This is a genomic window from Spiractinospora alimapuensis (assembly GCF_018437505.1).
Taxonomy (GTDB): domain Bacteria; phylum Actinomycetota; class Actinomycetes; order Streptosporangiales; family Streptosporangiaceae; genus Spiractinospora; species Spiractinospora alimapuensis.
In genome coordinates this window covers 1,210,271-1,231,084 of record NZ_CP072467.1, presented here as the reverse complement: position 1 = coordinate 1,231,084, position 20,814 = coordinate 1,210,271, and the positions used below count along the sequence as shown (strand labels likewise).

20 protein-coding genes are annotated in these 20,814 nt (G+C 70.1%); 13 read left to right on the top strand and 7 right to left on the bottom strand.

Features of this window, described 5'->3' with window-relative positions:
• The first annotated feature begins 88 nt into the window (after positions 1-88).
• From J4H86_RS05680 to J4H86_RS05670, 3 genes are all read left to right on the top strand, one after another.
• Positions 89-1,543, top strand: a complete 1,455-nt coding sequence (locus J4H86_RS05680) for an APC family permease (protein ID WP_236542452.1) — start codon at positions 89-91, stop codon at positions 1,541-1,543.
• Between the two features lie 365 nt (positions 1,544-1,908).
• On the top strand, positions 1,909-2,454 hold the full coding sequence (locus J4H86_RS05675; protein ID WP_236542451.1) for an SRPBCC family protein: 546 nt from the start codon (positions 1,909-1,911) through the stop codon (positions 2,452-2,454).
• 79 nt (positions 2,455-2,533) lie between these two features.
• A complete protein-coding gene (locus tag J4H86_RS05670; protein WP_236542450.1) occupies positions 2,534-3,736 on the top strand; it encodes a DUF418 domain-containing protein in 1,203 nt (400 codons plus the stop codon).
• Positions 3,737-3,914: 178 nt separating this feature from the next.
• Here J4H86_RS05670 and J4H86_RS05665 read toward each other — a convergent pair whose 3' ends face one another.
• The 4 genes from J4H86_RS05665 to J4H86_RS05650 form a co-directional block, all read right to left on the bottom strand.
• Positions 3,915-4,808, bottom strand: coding sequence for a TIGR01777 family oxidoreductase (locus J4H86_RS05665; protein ID WP_236542449.1), 894 nt, complete (start codon positions 4,806-4,808; stop codon positions 3,915-3,917).
• Positions 4,809-5,592: 784 nt separating this feature from the next.
• On the bottom strand, positions 5,593-7,032 hold the full coding sequence (locus J4H86_RS05660; protein WP_236542448.1) for a 2-oxo acid dehydrogenase subunit E2: 1,440 nt from the start codon (positions 7,030-7,032) through the stop codon (positions 5,593-5,595).
• A gap of 77 nt (positions 7,033-7,109) precedes the next feature.
• Positions 7,110-8,486, bottom strand: a complete 1,377-nt coding sequence (gene lpdA, locus J4H86_RS05655) for a dihydrolipoyl dehydrogenase (RefSeq protein ID WP_236542447.1) — start codon at positions 8,484-8,486, stop codon at positions 7,110-7,112.
• A gap of 81 nt (positions 8,487-8,567) precedes the next feature.
• Positions 8,568-10,073, bottom strand: a complete 1,506-nt coding sequence (locus tag J4H86_RS05650; protein ID WP_236542446.1) for a leucyl aminopeptidase — start codon at positions 10,071-10,073, stop codon at positions 8,568-8,570.
• Positions 10,074-10,242: 169 nt separating this feature from the next.
• Here J4H86_RS05650 and J4H86_RS05645 point away from each other — a divergent pair, with 169 nt between their 5' ends.
• Positions 10,243-10,815, top strand: coding sequence for a hypothetical protein (locus J4H86_RS05645; RefSeq protein WP_236542445.1), 573 nt, complete (start codon positions 10,243-10,245; stop codon positions 10,813-10,815).
• Here J4H86_RS05645 and J4H86_RS05640 read toward each other — a convergent pair whose 3' ends face one another.
• A complete protein-coding gene (locus tag J4H86_RS05640) occupies positions 10,816-11,604 on the bottom strand; it encodes an adenosylcobinamide-GDP ribazoletransferase (RefSeq protein WP_236542444.1) in 789 nt (262 codons plus the stop codon).
• A 16-nt stretch (positions 11,605-11,620) separates the two neighbouring features.
• Positions 11,621-12,556: a bifunctional adenosylcobinamide kinase/adenosylcobinamide-phosphate guanylyltransferase gene (locus J4H86_RS05635; protein WP_394356502.1), complete on the bottom strand. Its 936-nt coding sequence runs from the start codon at positions 12,554-12,556 to the stop codon at positions 11,621-11,623.
• Between the two features lie 490 nt (positions 12,557-13,046).
• Between J4H86_RS05635 and J4H86_RS05630 the strand changes: the two genes are divergently transcribed.
• Complete coding sequence (locus tag J4H86_RS05630; RefSeq protein ID WP_330932492.1) at positions 13,047-13,286, top strand: hypothetical protein; 240 nt, start codon at positions 13,047-13,049, stop codon at positions 13,284-13,286.
• 195 nt (positions 13,287-13,481) lie between these two features.
• On the opposite strand, the gene J4H86_RS05625 is transcribed toward J4H86_RS05630, so the two are convergent.
• A complete protein-coding gene (locus J4H86_RS05625) occupies positions 13,482-14,108 on the bottom strand; it encodes a DUF3043 domain-containing protein (protein ID WP_236542442.1) in 627 nt (208 codons plus the stop codon).
• Between the two features lie 117 nt (positions 14,109-14,225).
• Here J4H86_RS05625 and J4H86_RS05620 point away from each other — a divergent pair, with 117 nt between their 5' ends.
• From J4H86_RS05620 to J4H86_RS05585, 8 genes are all read left to right on the top strand, one after another.
• Complete coding sequence (locus tag J4H86_RS05620) at positions 14,226-14,990, top strand: PspA/IM30 family protein (RefSeq protein ID WP_269134534.1); 765 nt, start codon at positions 14,226-14,228, stop codon at positions 14,988-14,990.
• Positions 14,987-15,271, top strand: coding sequence for a PspA-associated protein PspAA (gene pspAA / locus J4H86_RS05615; RefSeq protein ID WP_236542441.1), 285 nt, complete (start codon positions 14,987-14,989; stop codon positions 15,269-15,271). The genes J4H86_RS05620 and pspAA overlap by 4 nt, the downstream gene beginning before the upstream one ends.
• A 149-nt stretch (positions 15,272-15,420) precedes the next feature.
• Positions 15,421-16,338: a zinc metalloprotease HtpX gene (htpX, locus tag J4H86_RS05610; protein WP_236542440.1), complete on the top strand. Its 918-nt coding sequence runs from the start codon at positions 15,421-15,423 to the stop codon at positions 16,336-16,338.
• A gap of 138 nt (positions 16,339-16,476) precedes the next feature.
• Positions 16,477-16,950 (top strand): nucleoside deaminase, encoded by a 474-nt coding sequence (locus J4H86_RS05605; protein WP_236542439.1) that lies wholly within the window; start codon positions 16,477-16,479, stop codon positions 16,948-16,950.
• Complete coding sequence (gene codB / locus J4H86_RS05600) at positions 16,947-18,308, top strand: cytosine permease (protein WP_236542438.1); 1,362 nt, start codon at positions 16,947-16,949, stop codon at positions 18,306-18,308. Before J4H86_RS05605 ends, codB begins: the two co-directional genes overlap by 4 nt.
• Before the next feature lie 166 nt (positions 18,309-18,474).
• The gene (pspAB, locus tag J4H86_RS05595) at positions 18,475-19,056 is read left to right on the top strand and encodes a PspA-associated protein PspAB (RefSeq protein WP_236542437.1); all 582 of its coding nucleotides are present in this window, start codon (positions 18,475-18,477) and stop codon (positions 19,054-19,056) included.
• 48 nt (positions 19,057-19,104) lie between these two features.
• A complete protein-coding gene (locus J4H86_RS05590; RefSeq protein ID WP_236542436.1) occupies positions 19,105-20,271 on the top strand; it encodes a glycerate kinase family protein in 1,167 nt (388 codons plus the stop codon).
• Positions 20,272-20,391: 120 nt separating this feature from the next.
• Positions 20,392-20,742 carry a HesB/IscA family protein gene (locus tag J4H86_RS05585; RefSeq protein ID WP_236542435.1) on the top strand — a complete coding sequence of 117 codons (351 nt, stop codon included), beginning with the start codon at positions 20,392-20,394 and terminating at the stop codon, positions 20,740-20,742.
• The last annotated feature ends 72 nt before the right edge of the window (positions 20,743-20,814 follow it).

The window sequence follows — 20,814 nt, the reverse complement described above, 5'->3', positions numbered from 1 at the left end:
GGTACTTCCTGTCTCGTGACGACAGGTCGTCCCGGGGCCGATGACCGCCGGGACCGCGTGCGTGTCGGACGACAGAGAGGTGCCGCCCATGGCCACGAGTGATGGCTCGCCACGGGGATCCAACGACGGATTCCTGAAGGTGCTGGGGCGGGGCGACATCCTCGCTCTCGCGTTCGGCGCGATGATCGGGTTCGGGTGGATCACGGCCACCTCCGGCTTCCTGGAGGCCGCCGGTCCCGTGGGTGCCGCGCTCGCCTTCGCGATCGGTGGCGTGATCATCGCCCTCGTCGGGCTCACCTACGCGGAGTTGGTGACCGCGATGCCCAAGGCGGGCGGTGAGCACCACTACGCGATGCGCGCGCTGGGCGCCAAGGGCGCGTTCGTGGCCTCCTGGGCGATGGTCCTGGGCTACGTCTCCGTGGTCGCGTTCGAGGCCGTGGCCATCCCACAGACGATCGTGGACCTGTTCCCAGGCATGCTCGCCGGACACATGTGGACGGTCGCCGACTACGACGTCTACGCCACTTGGGTCGCGGTGGGTGTGGGGACCGCCGTGGTGATGACGGTGCTCAACTACGTCGGTATCCGGCCAGCCAGTGTCTTCCAGACCATCGCCGTGCTCTTCCTGCTGGCGGTCGGTCTGGTGTTGCTGCTCGGCGCGTTCACCGGCGGCTCCACCGAGACCATGCGGCCGGCCTTCGGGGTCGGACCAGCCGGGCTTCTCACCGTGCTCGTGGCGGTTCCCTTCCTGTTCGTCGGCTTCGACGTCATCCCGCAGTCGGCGAGCGAGATCAAGATCCCCTATCGGCAGGTCGGGCGCATCCTCGTGGTGAGCGTGCTCTGCGCTGCGGCCTGGTACATCCTGATCATGCTCACCGTCGGGTCGAGCATGCCCGTGCCGGACCTGGTCGAGGCCGACCTGGGAACGGCGGAGGCCATGCGTGCGCTGTGGAACAGCCACACGATGGGCAACCTGCTCGTCCTGGGCGGGATCGCCGGCCTGTTGACGAGCTGGAACGCCTTCCTCATCGGCGCCAGTCGCCTGCTGTACGCGATGGCCGTCTCCGGGATGCTTCCCCGCTGGTTCGGTCGGCTCCACCCGCGGTTCCGCACCCCGGGAAACGCCCTGCTGTTCGTGGGCGGCCTGTCGGTGATCGCCCCACTGTTCGGCGAGCCGATGATGAACTGGCTCATCAACGCCGGCGGCATGAGCATCGTGGTCGCCTACGTCGTGGTGGTGGTGTCGTTCCTCGTCCTGCGCAGGACGGAGCCACAGATGCCGCGCCCCTTTCGAGTGCGCTACCCCCGCCTGGTGGGCGGCAGCGCACTGGTGCTCGCCCTCGGGCTGGGTGTTTTGTACCTACCTGGAATGCCGGCGTCGTTGAACTGGCCGGAGGAGTGGGTCATCATCCTCGCCTGGTGGGTGATCGGCCTACCCCTGCTGCTGCGACTCCCCTCCGTCGGTAGGGGCCCCGACGCGGAGAAACGCCTGATGGCGGCGGTGGGTCGCCGTGAGGATCCCGACCCAGAACCCCGTTCCTAGACCCCGGGCGAGCGCGGGCCTGGCCGGACTCCACCGGCCACCACGTTTTCCCCAGATTTCGCGAAGCGGTGGCGCCCGGGGCGAGGTGTTCCTATCGTCCGTGGTGTCAGCTTGGAAGGTGCTTCGGGCTTTCCTTCCCGGGCGCCCCCGCCCTGGCCATCCGTGGGTACGCCCCGGCCCCCGCCCCCACGGCCCAGGGCGGGCGGCGCCATATCTCCCGCACGTTCCGTCGCGCCCGGTTCCCGTGCCGGACCGACCCTTCGCGCCGCACCCGCCGGGGTATGTGACCCGCAGCCGAACGATCCACGTGTGACGTCGTCGCCGACGGATACCAACCAGGTGGGGATCCGCACAGGAGGTACGTGATGGCGGTGTCGGACGAGGCGGTGCGCGAGCGGACCGGACGCGGCTGGGAGGAATGGTTCGAGGTTCTCGACGCGTGGGGCGCGCGGGACCACGGCCACACCGAGATCGCGCGGTGGTTGGTGGAGGAGGGGGCCGTCGACGGCTGGTGGGCGCAGACGATCACGGTGGGCTACGAACAGTCACGCGGCATGCGGAGTCCGGGGCAGCAGCCGGACGGGACGTTCAGCGTGAGCGCGGCCAAGACCCTGCCGGCGTCCGCGGAACGTGTCTTCGCCGCGTTCGTCGAGGAGGAGCGACGGCGGCGGTGGCTCGTCGACGACCGGCTGCACCTTCGCCGGACCACCCAACCGAGGTCCCTGCGCGCCGACTGGGGAGCCGGTGGGGACCGGGTCACGGTCACGTTCACCGTGAAGGGGCCGGACCGGTGTCAGGTCGCCGTGGAGCACGGTCGACTCGCCGACGCCGAGGCCGCCGCGCGAACGAAGGAGTACTGGCGCGCTGCGCTGGACGCCCTGCGGGAGGAGCTGACCGACGCCACCACCTAGGTGTACTGACCATGGAGGTTGGTGACTCACAAAGGCACGCGAATTGACGTTTATGGAACACACGTGTTCCATTAGGGGTATGTCTGTTCCCTTCGCCCCCTCTGGTCCAGTGCGCGCGACGGAGCGCAAACCCGCCCCCGACCTCGCCCGGGGAACGATGCTGCTGCTGATCGCCATGGCCTACGCCGGGGTGTACGCGGGCGTCGGCTTCGGCACGTCACTGGACACCGCTCCGACCGTCGACCGGGTGGCGACGTTCCTCACCGTCCTCGTCCTCGACAACCGCGCCTTCCCGATGTTCGCGATCCTGTTCGGCTACGGGATGGCGTGGCTCGTGGCGCGCCAGCTCGCCCGTGGAGAGTCAGAACGGGAGGTCCGCCGCCTGCTACGCCGACGCGCGGTGTTCCTGTTCCTCTTCGGCGCGGTCAACATCGTCCTGGTGTTCCCCGGGGAGATCCTGACGTCCTACGGGCTCGCCGGTCTGCTTCTCGGCTGGCTGCTCTTCCGGAGTGACGTGGTGCTGCGTCGCGCCGTCGTGGTGCTGGCGGGCCTGTCCCTGCTGACCGTGACCGTCGCCATGATCGGCTACGGCTGGTCCCTCGCGACCGGCGACGACCTGGCCGAGGCGGGAACACCCGGCTATCTGACCACCGCCGACTGGATCGAACGCGTGGTGTCGATCCTCGCCACCCCACTGTTCATCGCGTTCGCCTACCCCCTGTTGTTGTTGGTGGTGCTGGGTTTCGTCGCGGGCCGCCGTGGCCTGCTGAACGACCCCGAGCGCCACCGCGTCGCGCTCGCGCGGATCGCGGTGGCGGGGATCTCCGCCTCGCTCCTGGGGGCGCTTCCCGCCGCCGCGTACGCCGTCGGCCTCCTCGCGGTCTCCCCGGTGACGGTCGGGGCGCTGATGGCCCTTCAGGTCCACACCGGTGTGCTCGGGGGAGCGGGGTACGCCGCCCTGTTCGGCCTCATCGCGCTGCGGCTCGGCTCCCCGACCGGCGTCCTCTCGGGCGCCGTTGCCGCGATGGGCCAGCGCTCACTGACGTTCTACCTCCTGAACTCCATACTGGTCACGTTGGTGCTGCATCCGCAGCTCGGCGGCCTCGGAACCCACGTCGGGATGGCGGGGGCCCTCGCGGCCGCGTTCGGGGCGTGGCTGGTGTCCCTTGGCGCCGCGTACAGTCTCGACCGCGCCGACCGGCCCGGTCCCGCGGACGCCCTACTGCGGCGACTGGTCTACCGCCCACGCCGACGGTCCGCGACCGGGCGGGATCCCAGTTGACCCCGGGCCGCCCCTGATGTCTAGTAGTGCGGGGATGCCCGGTGCGACGATCACGGTTCCTTCGGACTATGCGACCCGGACCGGGTCACGCGGGTTCGAATCCCGCCGGTGTTCCACCGTGGCGGAGCGGCCAATCGCACATAGCTCACCGTGGCCACCCGTGACCTCGGGCGTCCCCTCACCGCAGCAGCGCGGCCAACGCCGGGACGAGCGCGGGATCACGGAAGGTGTAGCCCGCCTCCCGCAGCCGGGCCGGCACCACCCGCTGGCTCACCAGCGCGGCCTCGTCGGCGAACCCGCCCAGCGCCAACCTGAGTGCTCCCGCCGGGACCGTGAACGGCGCGGGGCGGCGTAGCGCCGCGGCCAACATCCGCGTGTACTCCGCGTTCGTGACCGGCTCCGGCGCCGTCAGGTTGAACGGGCCGGTCAGGTCGGGCCGCTCCAGCAGGAACCGCATCGCACCGATCTCGTCGGTCTCGGCGATCCAGCTCATGTACTGCCGCCCGGAGCCGAGACGACCACCCAGCCCCAGCCGGAACAACGGCAGTACGGTGCCCATGAGCCCACCGTCCGTCGACAGGACGACCCCCGTCCGGGTGTGGGCCACCGACACCCCGGCCTCGGCCGCGGGCTCTGTGGCGGCCTCCCAGTCCGCGACCACCTCGGACAGGAATCCCGACCCCCGGGGGGCGGACTCGTCCACCACCACCGATCCGGTGTCGCCGTAGAATCCGACGGCTGAGGCCGACAGCATTCGCGGCGGCGGACTGTCCATCGCGGCGAGTGCCTCCGCGAGGGTTCGGGTCCCGCGGGTACGGCTCAGCCGGATCCGACGCTTGTGTTCGGCGGTCCACCGCCGCGGGCCGAGCGGCGCCCCCGCCAGATGCACCACCGCGTCGGTCCCGACCAACGCCGCGGAGTCAACATCCCCTGCCTCGGGATCCCATCCCACTTCGTCCTTCGCCCGCGCCTTCCCACGAACCAACCGCAGGACTTCGTGGCCGTCCCTCCGCAGGGACTCCCGCAGCGCGGTACCGATGAACCCGGACGCTCCCGTGATCGCGACTCTCATGGTGGGGTCCTCCCCGAAAGGTCTGGACTGGACACAAAGGGCCACCAGCGTAGAAGGATGGTGGTCGCCAGCGCGGTTGGCGGGCCCCACGCGTTCGATCCGACGTGTGCCCCGACGGGCTCACGTCGACGGACACACGCCGACCCCTGACGCCGTTCTCGGACGCGGGCGAGTCCGGCTCCGCTGGTGGAGTGGAGCCATACCGTCGTCGGTGATCTTGGTTCCGGGGCGCGACGTCCGCGTCGCCGTGCGCGTGGTCTCCGGTCTGGACTCCCGGTGGTGACGGGGCGGGGCGGGCACCGGACGCGTCGATCGGCCGTCGACCAGCCGAGAAGCTGAGTCCCGAGGACCCGTGGAGGGCGTGCTGGCGTGGGCGGGCGTTCGGCGCGCACCGCGACCGGCCCGGAACTCGGGCGCCGTGGGGCGTCTTCCCTCGTGTGTTCCGGGCGTCGAGCGCGTGCGCGAAGCGAAGACCGGACACGTCTTGCACGTCGGGCCAGGCCAACCGCGGACGCGCGCCGGAGGTAGGGGCAACACCCTCACGCCGCGACAGAACGGCGATCGAGCGCGGACGAGTCCCCTCCACGTCCCTTCGTGGTGACCCCCTCCGAACAAGGCCCCGGTCCTACGGCCGATTCCTCGCGGTCGGCACAGTGGCATCACGAGACAGCGAGGTCGTCCACGTCTCGGCGCTTCCCGGCCAGTCACCCCGGAGACGCGAAGCGCGCCCGCCGGAAACGTCGGTGGACGTTCGGCGGGCGCGCGATCGGGGATGCGGGACGGGTCAGGCGAGCCCGACCTCGGACTCGAAGGCGCCCTCCTCAAGGCGGGCCTTGATGTCCTGGAGGAAGCGAGCCGCGTCGCCGCCGTCGATCAGCCGGTGGTCGAAGCTCAGCGAGAGGAACACCATGGAGCGGACCGCGATGACCTCACCCAGGTTCGGGTCCTCGACCACGACCGGGCGCTTGGTGACCTTGCCGACGCTCAGGATGCCCACCTGCGGCTGGTTGATGATCGGGGTGTCGATCACCGCGCCCACACTGCCCGTGTTGTTCAGCGAGAACGTGGCGCCGCTCAGCTCGTCCGGGCTCACCGCGCCGGAGCGCGTCCGTGACGCGAGGTCCTGGATGGCCCGCGCGAGACCGGCGAGGTTGAGGTTCCCCGCCTCCTGGATGACCGGCGCGAGCAGCCCCTGCTCGGTGTCGATCGCGATGGCCAGGTTCTCTTCGGCGTGGTAGGTCACCTGCTGGGCCGCGCTGTCGATCACGGCGTTCAGCTTCGGGTGGCCCTTGAGGGCCTCCACCGTGGCGAGGGTGAAGAACGGGAAGTAGGTCAGCGCGACCCCGGCACGGGCCTGGAACTCCGCGCTGGCCAGTTCCCGCAGCCGCGCGACGCGGGTCACGTCGACCTCGATGACCTGGTTCGCCTGGGCCGAGGTGCGCTGTGACTCCACCATCCGCTGGGAGATCGACTGGCGCAGGCTCGACATCTTCTCCGTGCGGCCCCGCAGCGTCGTGTCCGGTGTGACGATCCGGGTGGGGGCGGCGGCCGGCGCGGACGCCTGACGCTCCGCGGCGGCGAGGACGTCCTGCTTACGGATCCGGCCGCCAACACCGGTTCCCGTCACCGTGCTCAGGTCCACACTCCGCTCGGCCGCCAGCTTGCGCACCAGGGGCGTCAGGTAGGACTCGCTGGCCGCGTCCGACCGGCGAACGGCGCCGGCGTCCATCGTCCCCACGTCGACGGAGGGCGTGACCTCGTCACGCGTCGGCCGCGGCGGCGTGCCCAGCCGCTCCGGCTGCTCGGCGACCGGGGCCGGCGGAGCAGGCGGGGCGGTCTGGGCCTGCGGAGCCGGGGGCGTCGCGGGAGCGGGCGTCGGCTCGGCCTGCGCGACCGGCTCCGGCGTGGGTTCCGGCGTGGGCTCGGGGGTCGGTTCGGGGGCCGGGGGCGTGGTCTGCTCGGGGGCGGCGGCAGCGCCGGCCTCGCCGGACGCGCTGATCACCGCGATCTCGGCGCCCACCTCGACGGTCTCGTCCTCGGCCACGATGATCCGGGAGAGAACGCCGGCGGCGGGGGAGGGGATCTCGGTGTCGACCTTGTCGGTGGAGACCTCCAGCAGCGGCTCGTCCACGTCGACAGTGTCACCCTCCTTCTTGAGCCACTGGGTGACGGTTCCCTCGGTGATGCTCTCTCCGAGGGGGGGCAGTGTGACGGGAGTGGACATGACTTCCTCGCTGGTCTGCTGTACCTGGTTGTGCGGAACGACGGGGTGGCGCTAGGAGGGCGCCACCCCGTCAACCATCAGTCGTGGGTGTGGAGGGGCTTCCCGGTGAGCGCCAGAGCCGCCTCACCCATCGCCTCCGACATCGAGGGATGCGGGTGGATGAGCTGCGCCACCTCGGAGGGCAGGGCCTCCCAGTTGTACAGGAGCTGCCCCTCCGTGATGAGGTCGCCGACGCGGCTGCCGACGACGTGGACACCGAGAATCGGCCCGTCCTTCGCGGAGATCATCTTGAGCGCACCCTGAGTGTTGAGGATGCGTGCCTTGCCCAGACCCGCGAGGTTGAACGTGTATTCCTCGGTCTCGTACCCGCGCTCCTGGGCGACCTTGGACGTGAGTCCGACCGAGGCGACCTCGGGGTCGCTGTAGGTGACGCGCGGGACACCGTCGTAGTCGATCGGCACGGGGTTGAGACCGGCGATCTGCTCGGCGACGAAGATCCCCTCGCCGAAGCCCACGTGCGCGAGCTGCGGGCCGGGGGTCAGGTCACCGACGGCGTAGATGTTGCCCACGCCCGTGTGCAGGTTCTCGTCCACCAGGACGAAGCCACGATCCAGGCTGATGCCCTGCTCCTCGTAGCCGAGCCCCTCCGACACCGGTCCGCGTCCCACCGCCACCAGCATGACGTCGGCCTCCAACGTCTTGCCGCCCTGGAGCGTGACGGAGACCCCGGAGTCGGTGATCTTGTGGCTCTCGAAGGGAGTGCCCAGCTCGAACTTGATGCCCCGCTTGCGGAAGGCCCGCTCCAACAGCTTGGAGCTGTCCTCGTCCTCCGAGGGCAACAGGTGGGGCAGTGCCTCGACGATGGTGACCTCGGCGCCGAAGGAGCGCCACACGCTGGCGAACTCGACCCCGATCACGCCGCCGCCCAGCACGATGGCGGACTTGGGCACGTAGTCCAGCCGCAGCGCCTGCTCGCTGTCGATCAGCCGGGTCCCGTCGATGTCCAGACCGATGGTCTTGGTCTTGGACCCGGTGGCCAGCAGGATGTTGCGGCCCTCGTAGACAGTGCCGTCGACGGTGACCTGGTTGGGGGCCGTGAGCGTCCCGTGGCCCTCCACGGTGGTGATCCCGCGGGACTTGATCAGCCCGGAGAGCCCCTTGTACGGGCCCGCGATGATCTTCTCGCGATAGGCGTTGACGCCGGCCATGTCGATGCCCTCGAAGGTGCTCTTGACCCCGAAGGTCTCGCTCTCGCGCGAGGAGTCGGCGACCTCGGCGGCGTGCAGCAGCGCCTTGGTCGGGATACAGCCGTAGTGCAGGCAGGTTCCGCCGACCTTGTCCTTCTCGATCAAGGCCACGCTCATGCCCAGTTCGGCCGCGCGGAGCGCCGCGGCGTAGCCGCCGCTGCCGCCGCCCAGTATGACGAGGTCGAAGGTTCCGCCGCTGTCGCTCACGGGAAGGACACTCCTCTTGGCTTGTGGTTCCGACGTGGGGGCTGGCCAACAGCCCCCACGCCATGTGTCGTCAGTGGCCGATCAGTTCTGTTGAGCGGCCTGGGCCTCGATGAGGCCCACCAGGGTGCGGGTTGCCGCACCCGTTCCCCCCTTGGGGGTGTACCCGTGCGGGGAACCCTGATTGAACGCGGGTCCCGCGATGTCCAGGTGCGCCCACGGAACTCCGTCCGCCACGAATTCTTGCAAAAACAGCCCCGCGACCAACATCCCGCCCCACCGTTCCCCGGGAACGTTGGCGATGTCGGCGACGGACGAGTCCAGACCCTTGCGCAGTTCGGCCGGCAGCGGCATGGGCCACGCGTCCTCACCGGCGGTGTCGGCCGCGGACACCACACTGCCACGAAGCTCGGCGTCGTTGGACATGACACCGAACACGCGCGTGCCCAACGCCACGAGCTGGGCGCCGGTGAGAGTGGCCACATCCACGACGATGTCCGGGGAGTCCTCCTGGGCCCGCACCAGCGCGTCGGCCATGACGAGACGCCCCTCGGCGTCGGTGTTGAGCACCTCCACCGTGGTGCCACCGTAGACGCGCAGGACGTCGGACGGCCGCTGCGCCGTCCCGCTGGGCATGTTCTCGGCGATGGCCAGGTAGCCCACGACGTTGACGGCGGGACGCAGCAGCGCCGTGGCGCGCAGCGTGGCCAGCACCGCCGCGGCACCGCCCATGTCACTCTTCATCCACTCCATGGCCGTACTGGGCTTGAGGGACAGACCACCACTGTCGAAGGTGATCCCCTTGCCGACCAGCGCCACGGTGCGGCTGGCCTCCGGGTGCTCGTAGCTCAACCGCACCAGCCGGGGCGGGTTCGACGACCCCATCCCGACCGCGGTGATGCCGCCGTAGCCACCCTCGATCAGGCGCTGTTCGTCCAGGATCTCGATGCCCAGACCGTGCTCCCGCGCCACCTCGTTCGCGGCCAAAGCCAGGTCCTCGGGCGTGAGGTCGACGGGGGCGGTGTTCACCAGGTCACGCGCGAGGGACACCGACTCCGCGAGAACCCGGCCACGCTCGGCGGCGTCAGCGGCGCCCTCGGCGGAGGAGACCAGACGCACCTCCTCGAGCTGGCCCGCACCGGCGTCGGAGTTGGTGCGGTAGCGCAGGAAGTCGTACCCGCCGAGCAGCGCGCCCGTGGCGACGAACTCGACGAGACGGGAGGTGTGGGCGGGAACGGCGACGACGACGGTGCCGCCGGAGCCCTTCTCACGCAGGCCACGCACGGCGGCGCCGACCGCGCGCGCCACGGACTCGGGCTCGGGGGCGTCGGAGGCCGGTCCCAGGCCCACGGCGACGACGACGGAGGCGGACACGGCTCCCATGGAGGGAACGGTGTGGACCTCCTGGGCCGTCCCCTTGGCGCCGAGCTGGGTCAGGACCGAGGCGAGTCCGCCGGGGAAGGCGGCGTCGACGTTCTCAGCCCCAGGAGCCGGGACGGGACCGGAATCACTGGAGTGGTAGCCGACGACGAGCGCGTCGGCCTGGGCGGTTTCGGGGGAGTCTGCGGTGACTGTCAACACGGTGCTCACGGGTCCGATGCTAGGGCATTCGGGGCGGGCGGTGGCGCGGCAGCGCGCCGGCCTCGAACGCCTCGACCGCGACGTCCGGGCCGCTGTCAGGCGGAGGTCGGACGAACGAGACAATGACCGAGGAGCGTTCGCTCGACAACCCTCATCACCCCAGGCATTGGAGGTCCTCGTGCGCGGATTCGACGACACACGCGAACTGGAGGAACGGATCCGGGCACAGCGTACGCCGGGCCAGTGGAAAGCGCTGTGGGTGTCGTTTGTGGGGTTCACCATCGTCAGCGCGTCGGTGCCGGTCGTGCTGATCCTCGCGCTCCGTGACCGGCTGCCCGACCCGATGGCCACGCGGGTCGGCAGCGGCGGCGACCCGTCGAGTTCGATGTCGGTGACCGCGAACCTCATCGGCCTTCCGCTCATCACGGTGCTGACCTTGGGGATGCTCACCGCAATCTTCTCGCCACGCCTCGCCCGATTGAGCACCTCGAAGAGCGTTCCGCCCGTCGGACTGGTGGGAGCCTTCAACGCCGGGACCGGCGGCCTCCTGACCGGTGCGTGGTGCGGAATCGTCCACACCAACCTCGACGTCGCCGGATGGACGGAGACACAGGCCGGCGCGGAGATCTGGGTGTACATGGTGACCGGGGCGCTCCTGGGCGGACTGCTGGGCTGGTGTGGCGACCGGGCGCTCAGCGTCCGCGGTGTTCGGGGCCGCGGCGGCCCGGACCAGAGGCCAGCACCACAGTGATCACGCCAGCAGGAGGGCCGCCACCACCAACGTGACCGTGGCCCCGGTCTCCGCCACCGCGCCCAGGACGTCGCCGGTGATCCCTCCGAGCCGGCGCACCGCGTGCCAGCGCAGCCCCTCCGCGGCGGCGACACCCGCGACCACGGAGAGCGGTGCCCACAGCCCGTTCCAGGGGCCCACCAGACCGAGGGACCAGCTCGCCAGCACCACGACCGTCGAGCTCAGCGCGACGGTCGTCCACGGGAGAACCGAGGAGACCATCGCCCCCAGCCCTTCGGGGCGGGCAGATGGAACCCCCGTGCGGCACGCCCATGTGATGGCCAGCCGCCCGGCGAGGACCGCGACCACCAGGCCGACGGCCGCTGTCGCGTGACCGCTGTCGGCCAACTGGATGAGGCACGCCACCTGCAGCCCCAGCACCACGATGAGGGTGATCACCCCGAACGGGCCGATGTCCGAGCGGCGCATCACCTCCAGCGCGCCGGAGGCGGGCCGAGCGGACCCGAGCCCGTCGGCGAGGTCCGCCAATCCGTCCAGGTGCAGCCCACGCGTCAGCAGGGCCAACGCCCCGACGCTCAGCAGTGCCGCAACCGCGGGCGAGGCCCCCACCGCGAGGCCGCCCCACAACAGGACCGCCCCGGCCACCCCCAGAACCAGTCCGGGTACCGGCGCGAGCGCCATCGCCCACCGCATCGTCGCCCGATCCCACCGTGCCGCCCCCACGGGGAACACGGTGAGCGTTCCCACCGCCGTACGCAGGCCCTGTCCCAGACTCTCGAGCGTGTTCATTCGGGCTCCTCGCGCCTCAGGGGAGGTCCACGACACGACCGGCGACGGTGAGGACCGCCTCCTCGGACTGGGCGGAGAGCAGTTGGTTGACGCGGCCCAACCAGTCCCGGAACAGGCGTCCACTCGGGGTCGCGGGCACGACTCCCGCTCCGACCTCGTTGCTGACCGCGACCACGTAGGCGCTGGTCTCGCGGTAGGCGGCGACGAGGTCGTCGACCTCCCGTTGGAGGAGCTCCTCGGCCTCCGCGCTCGGCGACTCCTCCCACAGCCCACACCGATCCATGGCGGCGGTGAGCCACGTCCCCACGCAGTCGAGCAGCACCGCTCCGCGGGCGGTTCGCAGGACCGAGGCCGCGTCCTGGGTCTCCACGGTGCGCCACCAGTCCGGACGTCGGTCCACGTGCGCCGCGACGCGGCGGCCCCACTCCGCGTCGGTGTCGGCCGCTGGGCCGGTCGCGACATAGGTCACCTCCGGCTCGGCGAGCACCCGCAGCTCGGCCTCCGTGGACTTCCCGGAGCGGGCCCCGCCCAGCACCAAGAGCCGGTGTGGTCCGTGCGGACGGGACGGGGGCCATGCCTTCGGAGGGCAGGGGAGCACCTGGTTGTCACTGGGGAAGAGCACCCCCCACAGGCGGCACCACCGCTCGAGCTCGGCGGGGGAGCGAACACGGTGGTCACCGCCAAGCCCGACGATCGCCGTGCTGGGTGCGACGGCACCACACCTGCGCAGGGCGCCCACAGCGCTCGGGGCCGCCACCACGTCGACCAGGACGAGATCCACCGACTCCGCGCCGACCTCCGGGTCAGGGTCGGTGCGCGCGTACAACAGGGTCCCGCCGTCGGCGGAACGCAACACCGTTCCCTGGGCGGTGTCGATGAGGTCGAACCCGGACGGCACGTCCGGCGCGGCCTCCCCGGGGGCGGGGAGCGTGAACGCGTCGTCGACCAGCACCCGCGCCGGCGCGCGCCGATTCGTCGCCGCCGCGTTGCAGGACGCGCAGTGGCACCCGGGCGCTGGCCAGCCCGATGCCTTGGCCGTGCCGGTCAGTCGGATATTCACCAGTTACTCCCGAAAGGGGGTCCGGCCTTCTGGCCGGAGAGGGACCCGGTGCGGGGCTTGAACACGATGCGCTCCCTGGAGGCCGTCGACGGTCGGTTCGATGTTCATCAGTGTGATCGTGGCGGGGCGCCCGCGCGTGGTCGAGCCGGGGTCCGAGAGCGGTTGGGTCATGTCCGAGAGGCTGGTGTCAGACGGCAAGGGTTCCACCTTTTCGCGACCAGTGACGAAACAGGAAGCCCACCCGCGGGGTGGAGAGCCCTCCCTTGGCGAGTGAGGGCGAGGGAGATGGAGACAACCCGGCACGGTACTCCATGACGCGCCCGATCCCCCTGACCGACGCCGGGGAAGACACATCCGAGCCCCGGGTCATAGGCTCTGCTGCGTGACGCGGCCGCTGACGAACATGGGGGAGAAGCCGATGGCATGGAGCTGGCGTTTCGAGGACGTCGCGGGTGAACAGGTCACGGTCGAGGACCCCGTGTCGGAACTGTTCCCGTCCCGTGGTGACGCCGAGTCCTGGCTGGGTGAGAACTGGCGCGCCCTGAGTGACGCCGGTGTCGCCCAGGTCACCCTTCTCGACGGGGAGGACGCCCGCTACACGATGAAGTTGGACGACGCCTAGGGGTCGGCGCGGGGGAGGGGGCGCGAGCCCGCTCCGGGTGGGTCCGGAGGGTCGAGACCTCGCGGAGAGACGGTCCCGTTACCTCGCGTGTTCGGGTGATCCGTGCCGAGGGGAACCTGGGGCCGAACTCCGTCCGGGGCGGGATCCGCCCCGGACGGATGACAAGGCGTCCCCGCCCTCCGCGGCCGAGTGGGCTCAGCGCTTGCGGATGTCGGGGTCGTCGCCCGGACGCAGCTCCGGCTTGGGCAGGCGCAGCTTACGGATCTGGAGCATCCGCATGGCGGCGTACCAGCCCGCACCACGGACGGACTCCTCCGGGTACAGGATCGCGGCCCGCTTCTTGACCTGCCGGGAGAGCCAGATCCCCTCGAGCACGATCGTGATCATCATCGTCGGGAACAGCACGTAGCTGACGATGATCTGCACCTCGGGCGTGGGGAACAGCATCGCACCGATGATGATGATCGAGAAGAAGAGGAAGAACTCGCTGATCATGCGGCGCGAGTCGACGAAGTCCCGAGCGTAGGCGCGTACCTTGCCCCGGTCCTGTGGCCGGTAGTAGCGCTCGTCGCCCTTGGCGTAGGCCTCACGCTGTCGCTGGGTCTCCTTCTTTCGGAGCTCGCGGTTGCGTTTGACCGACTCGCGCCAGCTTTGTGGCGCGTTCAGGGGGCGGCGCTGGTAGTTTTCCGATTCCCGGCGCTTAGGGGTACGAACTCCCTTTTTGGGGGTATATCCCTTGGGCCGGGTGGAATCGGTCTCTTCGGGCGCGCTCAGGGAGCCGGTCGGGGCCGGTTCGTTGGATGTGGATCGGCGGCGGAACACTCCACCAGGGTAACCGCTATTCCCTCGTGGCGACCGCTTGCGAAAGCGCGTAGGGTTGAGTAGAGCGCCCGCCGGGACCACAGCCGCATACCGACCGAGAAGGGGACGGCCACGCCGATGAGCGTGTTTCAGCGACTTTCGATGATCTTCAAGTCCAAGGCGAACAGCGCCTTGGACTCGGTCGAGGATCCACGTGAGACCCTTGATTACTCCTATCAGCGCCAGTTGGAGCTGCTACAGAAGGTCAGGCGCGGTGTGGCCGACGTGGCCACCTCCCGGAAGCGTGTCGAGCTGCAGATGCAGAAGCTGCAGCAGCAGTCGGACAAGCTGGAGAACCAGAGCCGCGCGGCCCTCACCCAAGGTCGAGAGGACCTGGCCCGTGAGGCACTGAGCCGCCGGTCCGGCCTGACCGCCCAGATCGACGACCTCTCGCAGCAGCACCAGGACCTGCAGGGCAAGGAACAGCAGCTCACCAACGCCGCGCAGCGGCTGCAGGCGAAGGTGGACTCCTTCCGCACCCGCAAGGAGACCATCAAGGCAACCTACACCGCCGCCCAGGCCCAGACGCAGATCAGTGAGGCCTTCTCGGGGATCTCCGAGGAGATGGGCGACGTCGGCATGGCGATCCAGCGGGCTGAGGACAAGACGGCCGAGCTCGAGGCCCGCGCCGGTGCGGTGGACGACCTGCTCGCCAGCGGTGCCCTGGAGGACGTCTCCGGCAGCAAGGACGACATCCAGAGCGAGCTGGACCGGATGGCCAGCACCACGGGTGTCGAGCTGGAGCTGGAGCGGCTCAAGGGCGAGATCGGTCAGGGCGGCGGCAGCACCCCGCAGCAGATCGAGGGAGGCAACGGGGAGGCTCGTCCGGGGGGTAACGCATGATCGTGCGCATCATGGGTGAGGGGCAGCTCGACCTCTCCGACGCTGATCTGGACGTACTCAACAGGTTCGACGCCGCACTGGAGACGGCGATCTCCTCGGGCGACGAGGCGGCGTTCCGGCAGGCGCTGCACGACCTGTTGGAGCGGGTGCGGGCGGACGGAGCCCCCGTCCCCTCCGACAGCCTGGAGCCGTCGGCGTTCATCCTTCCGCACGCCGAAGCCACGATGGCGGAGGTGGAGGAAATGCTGGGCGACGAGGGTCTCATCCCCGGCCCAGCGTGACGCGAGGCCGCTGATCCCCCATGGCCGGTCCGCATTCGTCCCCGCGGACCGGCGCTGATCATTCGACGCTGTGATATTGACGCCGTCCCACCTGCATAGACTGGGAGCGGGCAGCATCGAGCGTGCGCCGAAACGCCTGGGGGTATGAGGTGGCTTCTTCCCGATTCATTCCGGACCGTGGGCTGACGTCCCGCATGGTGCTGACGATGGCGATCCTCGCGATCGTCTACGTGGCCTTCATCATCGGCCTGGTCCTCATCGGACTCAACGTGTGGCTCGTGGTGGCCATCGTGGTCGGGTTCGCCGTGTTCCAGTACTTCACCTCCGACAAGATCGCCCTGCGTGCCATGGGCGGCCAGGAGGTCACACCGGAGCAGGCGCCCCAGCTGCACGCGTTGGTCGACCGACTGTGCGGCATGGCCGACATGCCCAAGCCCCGCGTGGCCATCGCCGACACCGACGTCCCCAACGCCTTCGCCACCGGGCACAGCTCCTCCTCCTCGCTGGTCTGCGTGACCACCGGGCTGTTGCGCCGCCTGGAACCCCAGGAACTGGAGGCGGTGCTCGCGCACGAGCTGTCCCACGTGGCTCACCGCGACGTGTCGGTCATGACGATCGCCGGGTTCCTCGGCATCGTCGCCGGGTTCCTCACCCAGGCGGGCCTGCGCTTCATGGTGTTCTCCGGTGGCGGCCGTAACCGGGAGGGCGCCCCCATCGCCCTCATCGCGCTGGGCGTCGTCGTCCTCAGCGCGGTGGTGTGGGCCCTGAGCTTCCTGCTCACCCGGATCCTGTCGCGGTACCGGGAGCTCTCGGCCGACCGCGCCGCCGCGTTCCTCACGCAGCGTCCCTCGGAGCTGGGCAGCGCCCTGACCAAGATCACCGGGGACATGGCGCGCATCCCCAGCCGGGATCTGCGCCAAGCGGAGCCGTTCAACGCCTTCTTCTTCACCCCCGCCTTCTCGCGGGGCGGATTCTCCCTGAGTAACATGTTCGCGACCCATCCGCCGGTGGAGCGCCGGTTGGAGCAGCTGGCGACCATCTCCCGGCAGCTCGGTACGGGATCCTGAGAACCACCCTCAACGTGTGGTGCTCACTGAGTGGCGGAACGTGATTTAACACGATCGGTCTGGCGTATCTCCTCGGCACGGTGTTGAGTGGATCCGCAAATGATCATCAAGGCGCTTGGTGCGCGAAAGGCCTGTGCCATGTCCAGTTCACAGTTCCGCTCCTGGCTCGATGTCGCCGCGGAGGAAGCCAAGGCAGGCCGGGACTCCGGCGGAGTCCCCATCGGCGCCGCCCTGATCTCCGCGGAGGGCACCGTACTCGGCCGCGGCCACAACCGGCGCGTGCAGGACGGTGACCCCTCCGCCCACGGGGAGACGTCGGCGTTCCGTGCCGCGGGACGCCAACGCACCTACCAAGGGACGACGATGGTCACGACTCTGTCGCCCTGTTGGTACTGCAGCGGACTGGTGCGCCAGTTCGGGATCTCCCGTGTGGTCATCGGCGAGGCGCGGACCTTCTTCGGTGGTCACGAGTGGCTGGCGGAGAACGGCGTCGACGTGGTCCTACTCGACGACCCGGACTGCGTCGGGCTGATGACGGAGTTCATCGACAAGCACCCGAACCTGTGGTTCGAGGACATCGGTGTCGACGACGAGCCGGAGCGGGACGCGTGAGCGCGGCGACGGGTCGCCCTCCCGAAGATCCGGCGTCGTTACCCGCCCCCACCCCGGCACCGACCGACGTCGACTACCCGGTACAGCCGGTCCCGCCGTCGGCGCGGCGCTCCCTGCTCTCCCTGACGATCGTCCTCGTCGGCTTCACACTGTTCACTCCCACCATGTTGGCGGGCGCCCAGATCGGGGCGGCCTTCGCGTTCTGGCCCCTGGTCGGGGTGCTCCTCCTGGGGACCGCGGTCCTCGGCGTGTACGTGTGCGTCATCGGCTGGATCGGTGCCCACACCAAGCTAACCACCGTCATGATGGCGCGCTACGCCTTCGGCACCCGGGGGGCCAAGCTCGCGTCGGTACTCCTCGGCGGTTCCCAGATCGGCTGGTACGGCGTCACCGTCGCCACACTCGCGCTCGTCACCGCGCAGGCGTTGGGCATCGAGTCCGACACCGTGATCCGCGTCCTGATGGTCCTGGGCGCGGCCCTCATGGCGATCACCGCCTACATCGGGTACCGGGGCATGTACTGGTTGTCCGTGGTCTCCGTGCCGCTGCTGGTGATCCTCTCGGTCTGGGTCGCGATCCGCTCCTTCGCCGAGGTCGGCGGCAGCGCCGGCCTGGACTCGGTCGTGCCACAGGAGACGATGAGTCTGACCGTCGCCATCACGGTCATTGTCGGGACCTTCGCCTCCGGAGGGACCCAGGCCCCGAACTGGACCCGCTTCGCCCGACGTCCCTCGGCCGGGCTGTGGTCGTGCTTCGCCGCGTTCGTCATCGGACAGCTCCTGATGCTGTTCTGCGGCGCGGTGGGGGCCTTCGCCTTCGGTGAGGGCGACTTCGTCCTCGTGCTCTTCCAGATGGGCCTCGTCGGTTGGGGGCTGGTCTTCCTGGTCGCGAACCTGTGGACCACGAACGACAGCACCGCCTACAACTTCGGTGTGGCCGGTGCCGAGCTCTTCAACAGCCCGTCCCGCAAGCCCTGGGTCATCGGTGGTGTGGTCCTCGGGACGGCGCTGGCGGTCACCGGTATCTACGACAACCTCCTCGGATTCCTGGAGTGGCTCGGTGTCCTCATTCCGCCCCTGGGCGGTGTGATCATCGGAGTGTTCATCGCCGAGTGGCGTCGTGGGATGCCCGGCCCGGAGTCCCTACGCGCGGTCCGTTGGTCGACCATCGCGGTCTACGTCGCCGCCTGTGGGCTGGCCGCGTGGTCCAGCATCGCCGGCTGGTTCGTACCGCCCATCGTCGGAGTGCTCGCGGCCGTAGTGGGAGCACTCGCCGTCTGCTACCTGCCGTCAGGTGCGAACAACCGGGCGGACCTCGCGGTGGCGCCACGGACCCACGACACCGACACCGGATCCTGACCCGATCCCCCGTGCCCCGGACGGGGTGTGTCACGACCCGGGCCCCGACGACACACACCGTCCGGGGCCCGGGGCCAGTGGATCCGTCGGCCCGAGCGCCGCACGGTGAGCACCACGACCCACGCCCCTCGGCCTTGTCACGCCCCAGGTGGGGCAGAATCTGGGCATGAGCTTTCTACGCGCCCTACTCGGTCGCTCGAAACCCGCCAAACCCCAGCTCGACGACCTCTTCGCCCTGCCGTCCGCCGCGGTGACCCTCCGAGCCGCCGCCGGTTTCCAACCCACGGGCGTGGGCTCCGTCGCCTTCCGCGCCGCCGAGGGCAAAGCGTTCGCCGACCTGGAGGCCGAGGTCACCGAGCTGCTGCAGGCGGGCGACGGGCCACCGGTCGAGGCCACCCAGGACGCCTACGGTTACACCTGGCTCGTGCTGCGCTCCGCCCCCGACGCCGGGGACGACGTGAGCGGCCTCGTCACCGGCCTGCACATGGTCAACTCCACCCTGGAAGGCGGCGGGTTCGGCCCCTCGCTGCTGTGTTCACTGGTCCCCTTCACCGACCAGCGCGGCCGGACCGTCGCGCTGGTGTACCTCTACAAGCGCGGCACGTTCTACCCGTTCGCCCCCGCCGGAGGGGAACGCCGCGACAACGCCCTGGAACTGCAGATCGCGGCCAGCGTCGGCGACGACCTACCGGTGGAGAAGGACAAGCGTCGCTGGTTCCCCGTGTACGGGGCACCAGGCCTGCGCTGAACCCGATCGAATCGACGCCGACGCCCGGAATCGGGAACACTGCGAACCATGCACATTGTGATCGCCCCCGACAAGTTCGCGGGAACCCTCTCAGCGCCCGAGGCCGCCCGCGCCATGGCCGACGGGTGGACCAGTGTCCACTCCCAGACCAACGTCGACATCGTTCCCCTGTCCGACGGCGGTCCCGGATTCGTTGAGGTCATGGGGGAGGCCCTCGACGCCACCACTGTGACCGTCGAGGTGACCGACCCGCTCGGCCGGCCCGTCTCCGCCCAGTTCGCCCTCCTGGACACCGAGGAGGGCACGACGGCCTACATCGAGAGCGCCCAGGCGTGCGGCCTCCACCTTCTCGAGGAGTACCAGCGAGACCCCGAGCGGGCCAGCTCCTACGGAGTGGGGCAGTTGATCGCCTCGGCGGTCGACCACGGCGCCACGACCATCGTGGTAGGGCTGGGCGGCAGCGCCACCAACGACGGTGGTGCCGGTCTCCTCGCGGCTCTCGGCGCGACCCCGCGCCCCGCCCTCTCCCGCGGCGGCGCCGGCCTCGCGTCGCTGCGCGGCTCGGTGGACCTCGAGCCCGCCCGATCCGCCGTGGGTGCGGTGCGTTTGGTCGCGGCGACCGACGTCGACAACCCGCTGCTGGGCGCACACGGCGCCACACGGGTGTTCGGGCCACAGAAGGGAGCCGACGCCCGCGCCGTCGAACGACTCGAGGCGGACCTGGTGCGCTGGGCGGACGCGACCGACCCCGATCGGCGACTGCGCGACACCGCCGGGGCGGGCGCCGCGGGCGGTCTCGGCTACGCCCTGCTGCTGCTGGGCGGACGCGTCGAGTCCGGTGTCGAGCTCGTTCTCGACGCCGTCCAGCTCGACCGGCGCGTCGCCGCCGCGGACCTGGTCCTCACCGGCGAGGGCTCCTTCGACTCCCAGTCCCTGCGCGGAAAGCTCCCCCATGGGGTCGCGCGGATGGCCACCGCCCACGAGGTCGACTGTCTCGTCCTCGCCGGCCGGGTCACCGTCGACCCCGCGGAGGCGGAGAAGGCGGGGATCTCCACCACGTACTCCTTGGTCGAGTCCGCCGGCAGCGTGGAACTGGCCCTCGCCGAGTCCGCGACACAGTTGACCCGACTCGCCGCCCGGGTCGCCACGGAGCGGGGAACGAAGTCCGCCCAGGACACCGCGACGGAGGAGTCATTTGGTACAACCCCCGGGTGACCCCTTAGCCTGAGGAGAGGCGTCAGGCGCCGCTAGCGATGAAATACGCGCGGATTCCTCGGTGTTCAACGCCAGGGAGAACTCGGCCGCGAACGGCGGCCCCGGCTGCGAGGAGTGCAGATGACGGTTCAGAGCGAGTCCACCGCACAGGGAGTCATCCTTACCGGAGGGGCCGCAACGAAGGTGAAGACCCTGTTGGACCAGGAGGGGCGCGACGACCTCCGGCTGCGGATCGCCGTCCAGCCGGGCGGCTGCTCGGGCCTTCGCTACCAACTGTTCTTCGACGAGCGGGAACTCGACGGTGACATCGTCGCGGACTTCGAGGGCGTCGACGTGGTCACCGACAAGATGAGCGCTCCCTACCTCATCGGGGCCACCATCGACTTCGTGGACACCATCGAGAAGCAGGGGTTCACCATCGACAACCCCAACGCCACGGGCTCGTGTGCCTGCGGCGACTCGTTCAACTAGCAGCCACGATCGGGGGCCCGGCGGTCGACCGCCGGGCCCCCGATCGTGTCCGGCCGGGACGCCCAGGTCAGC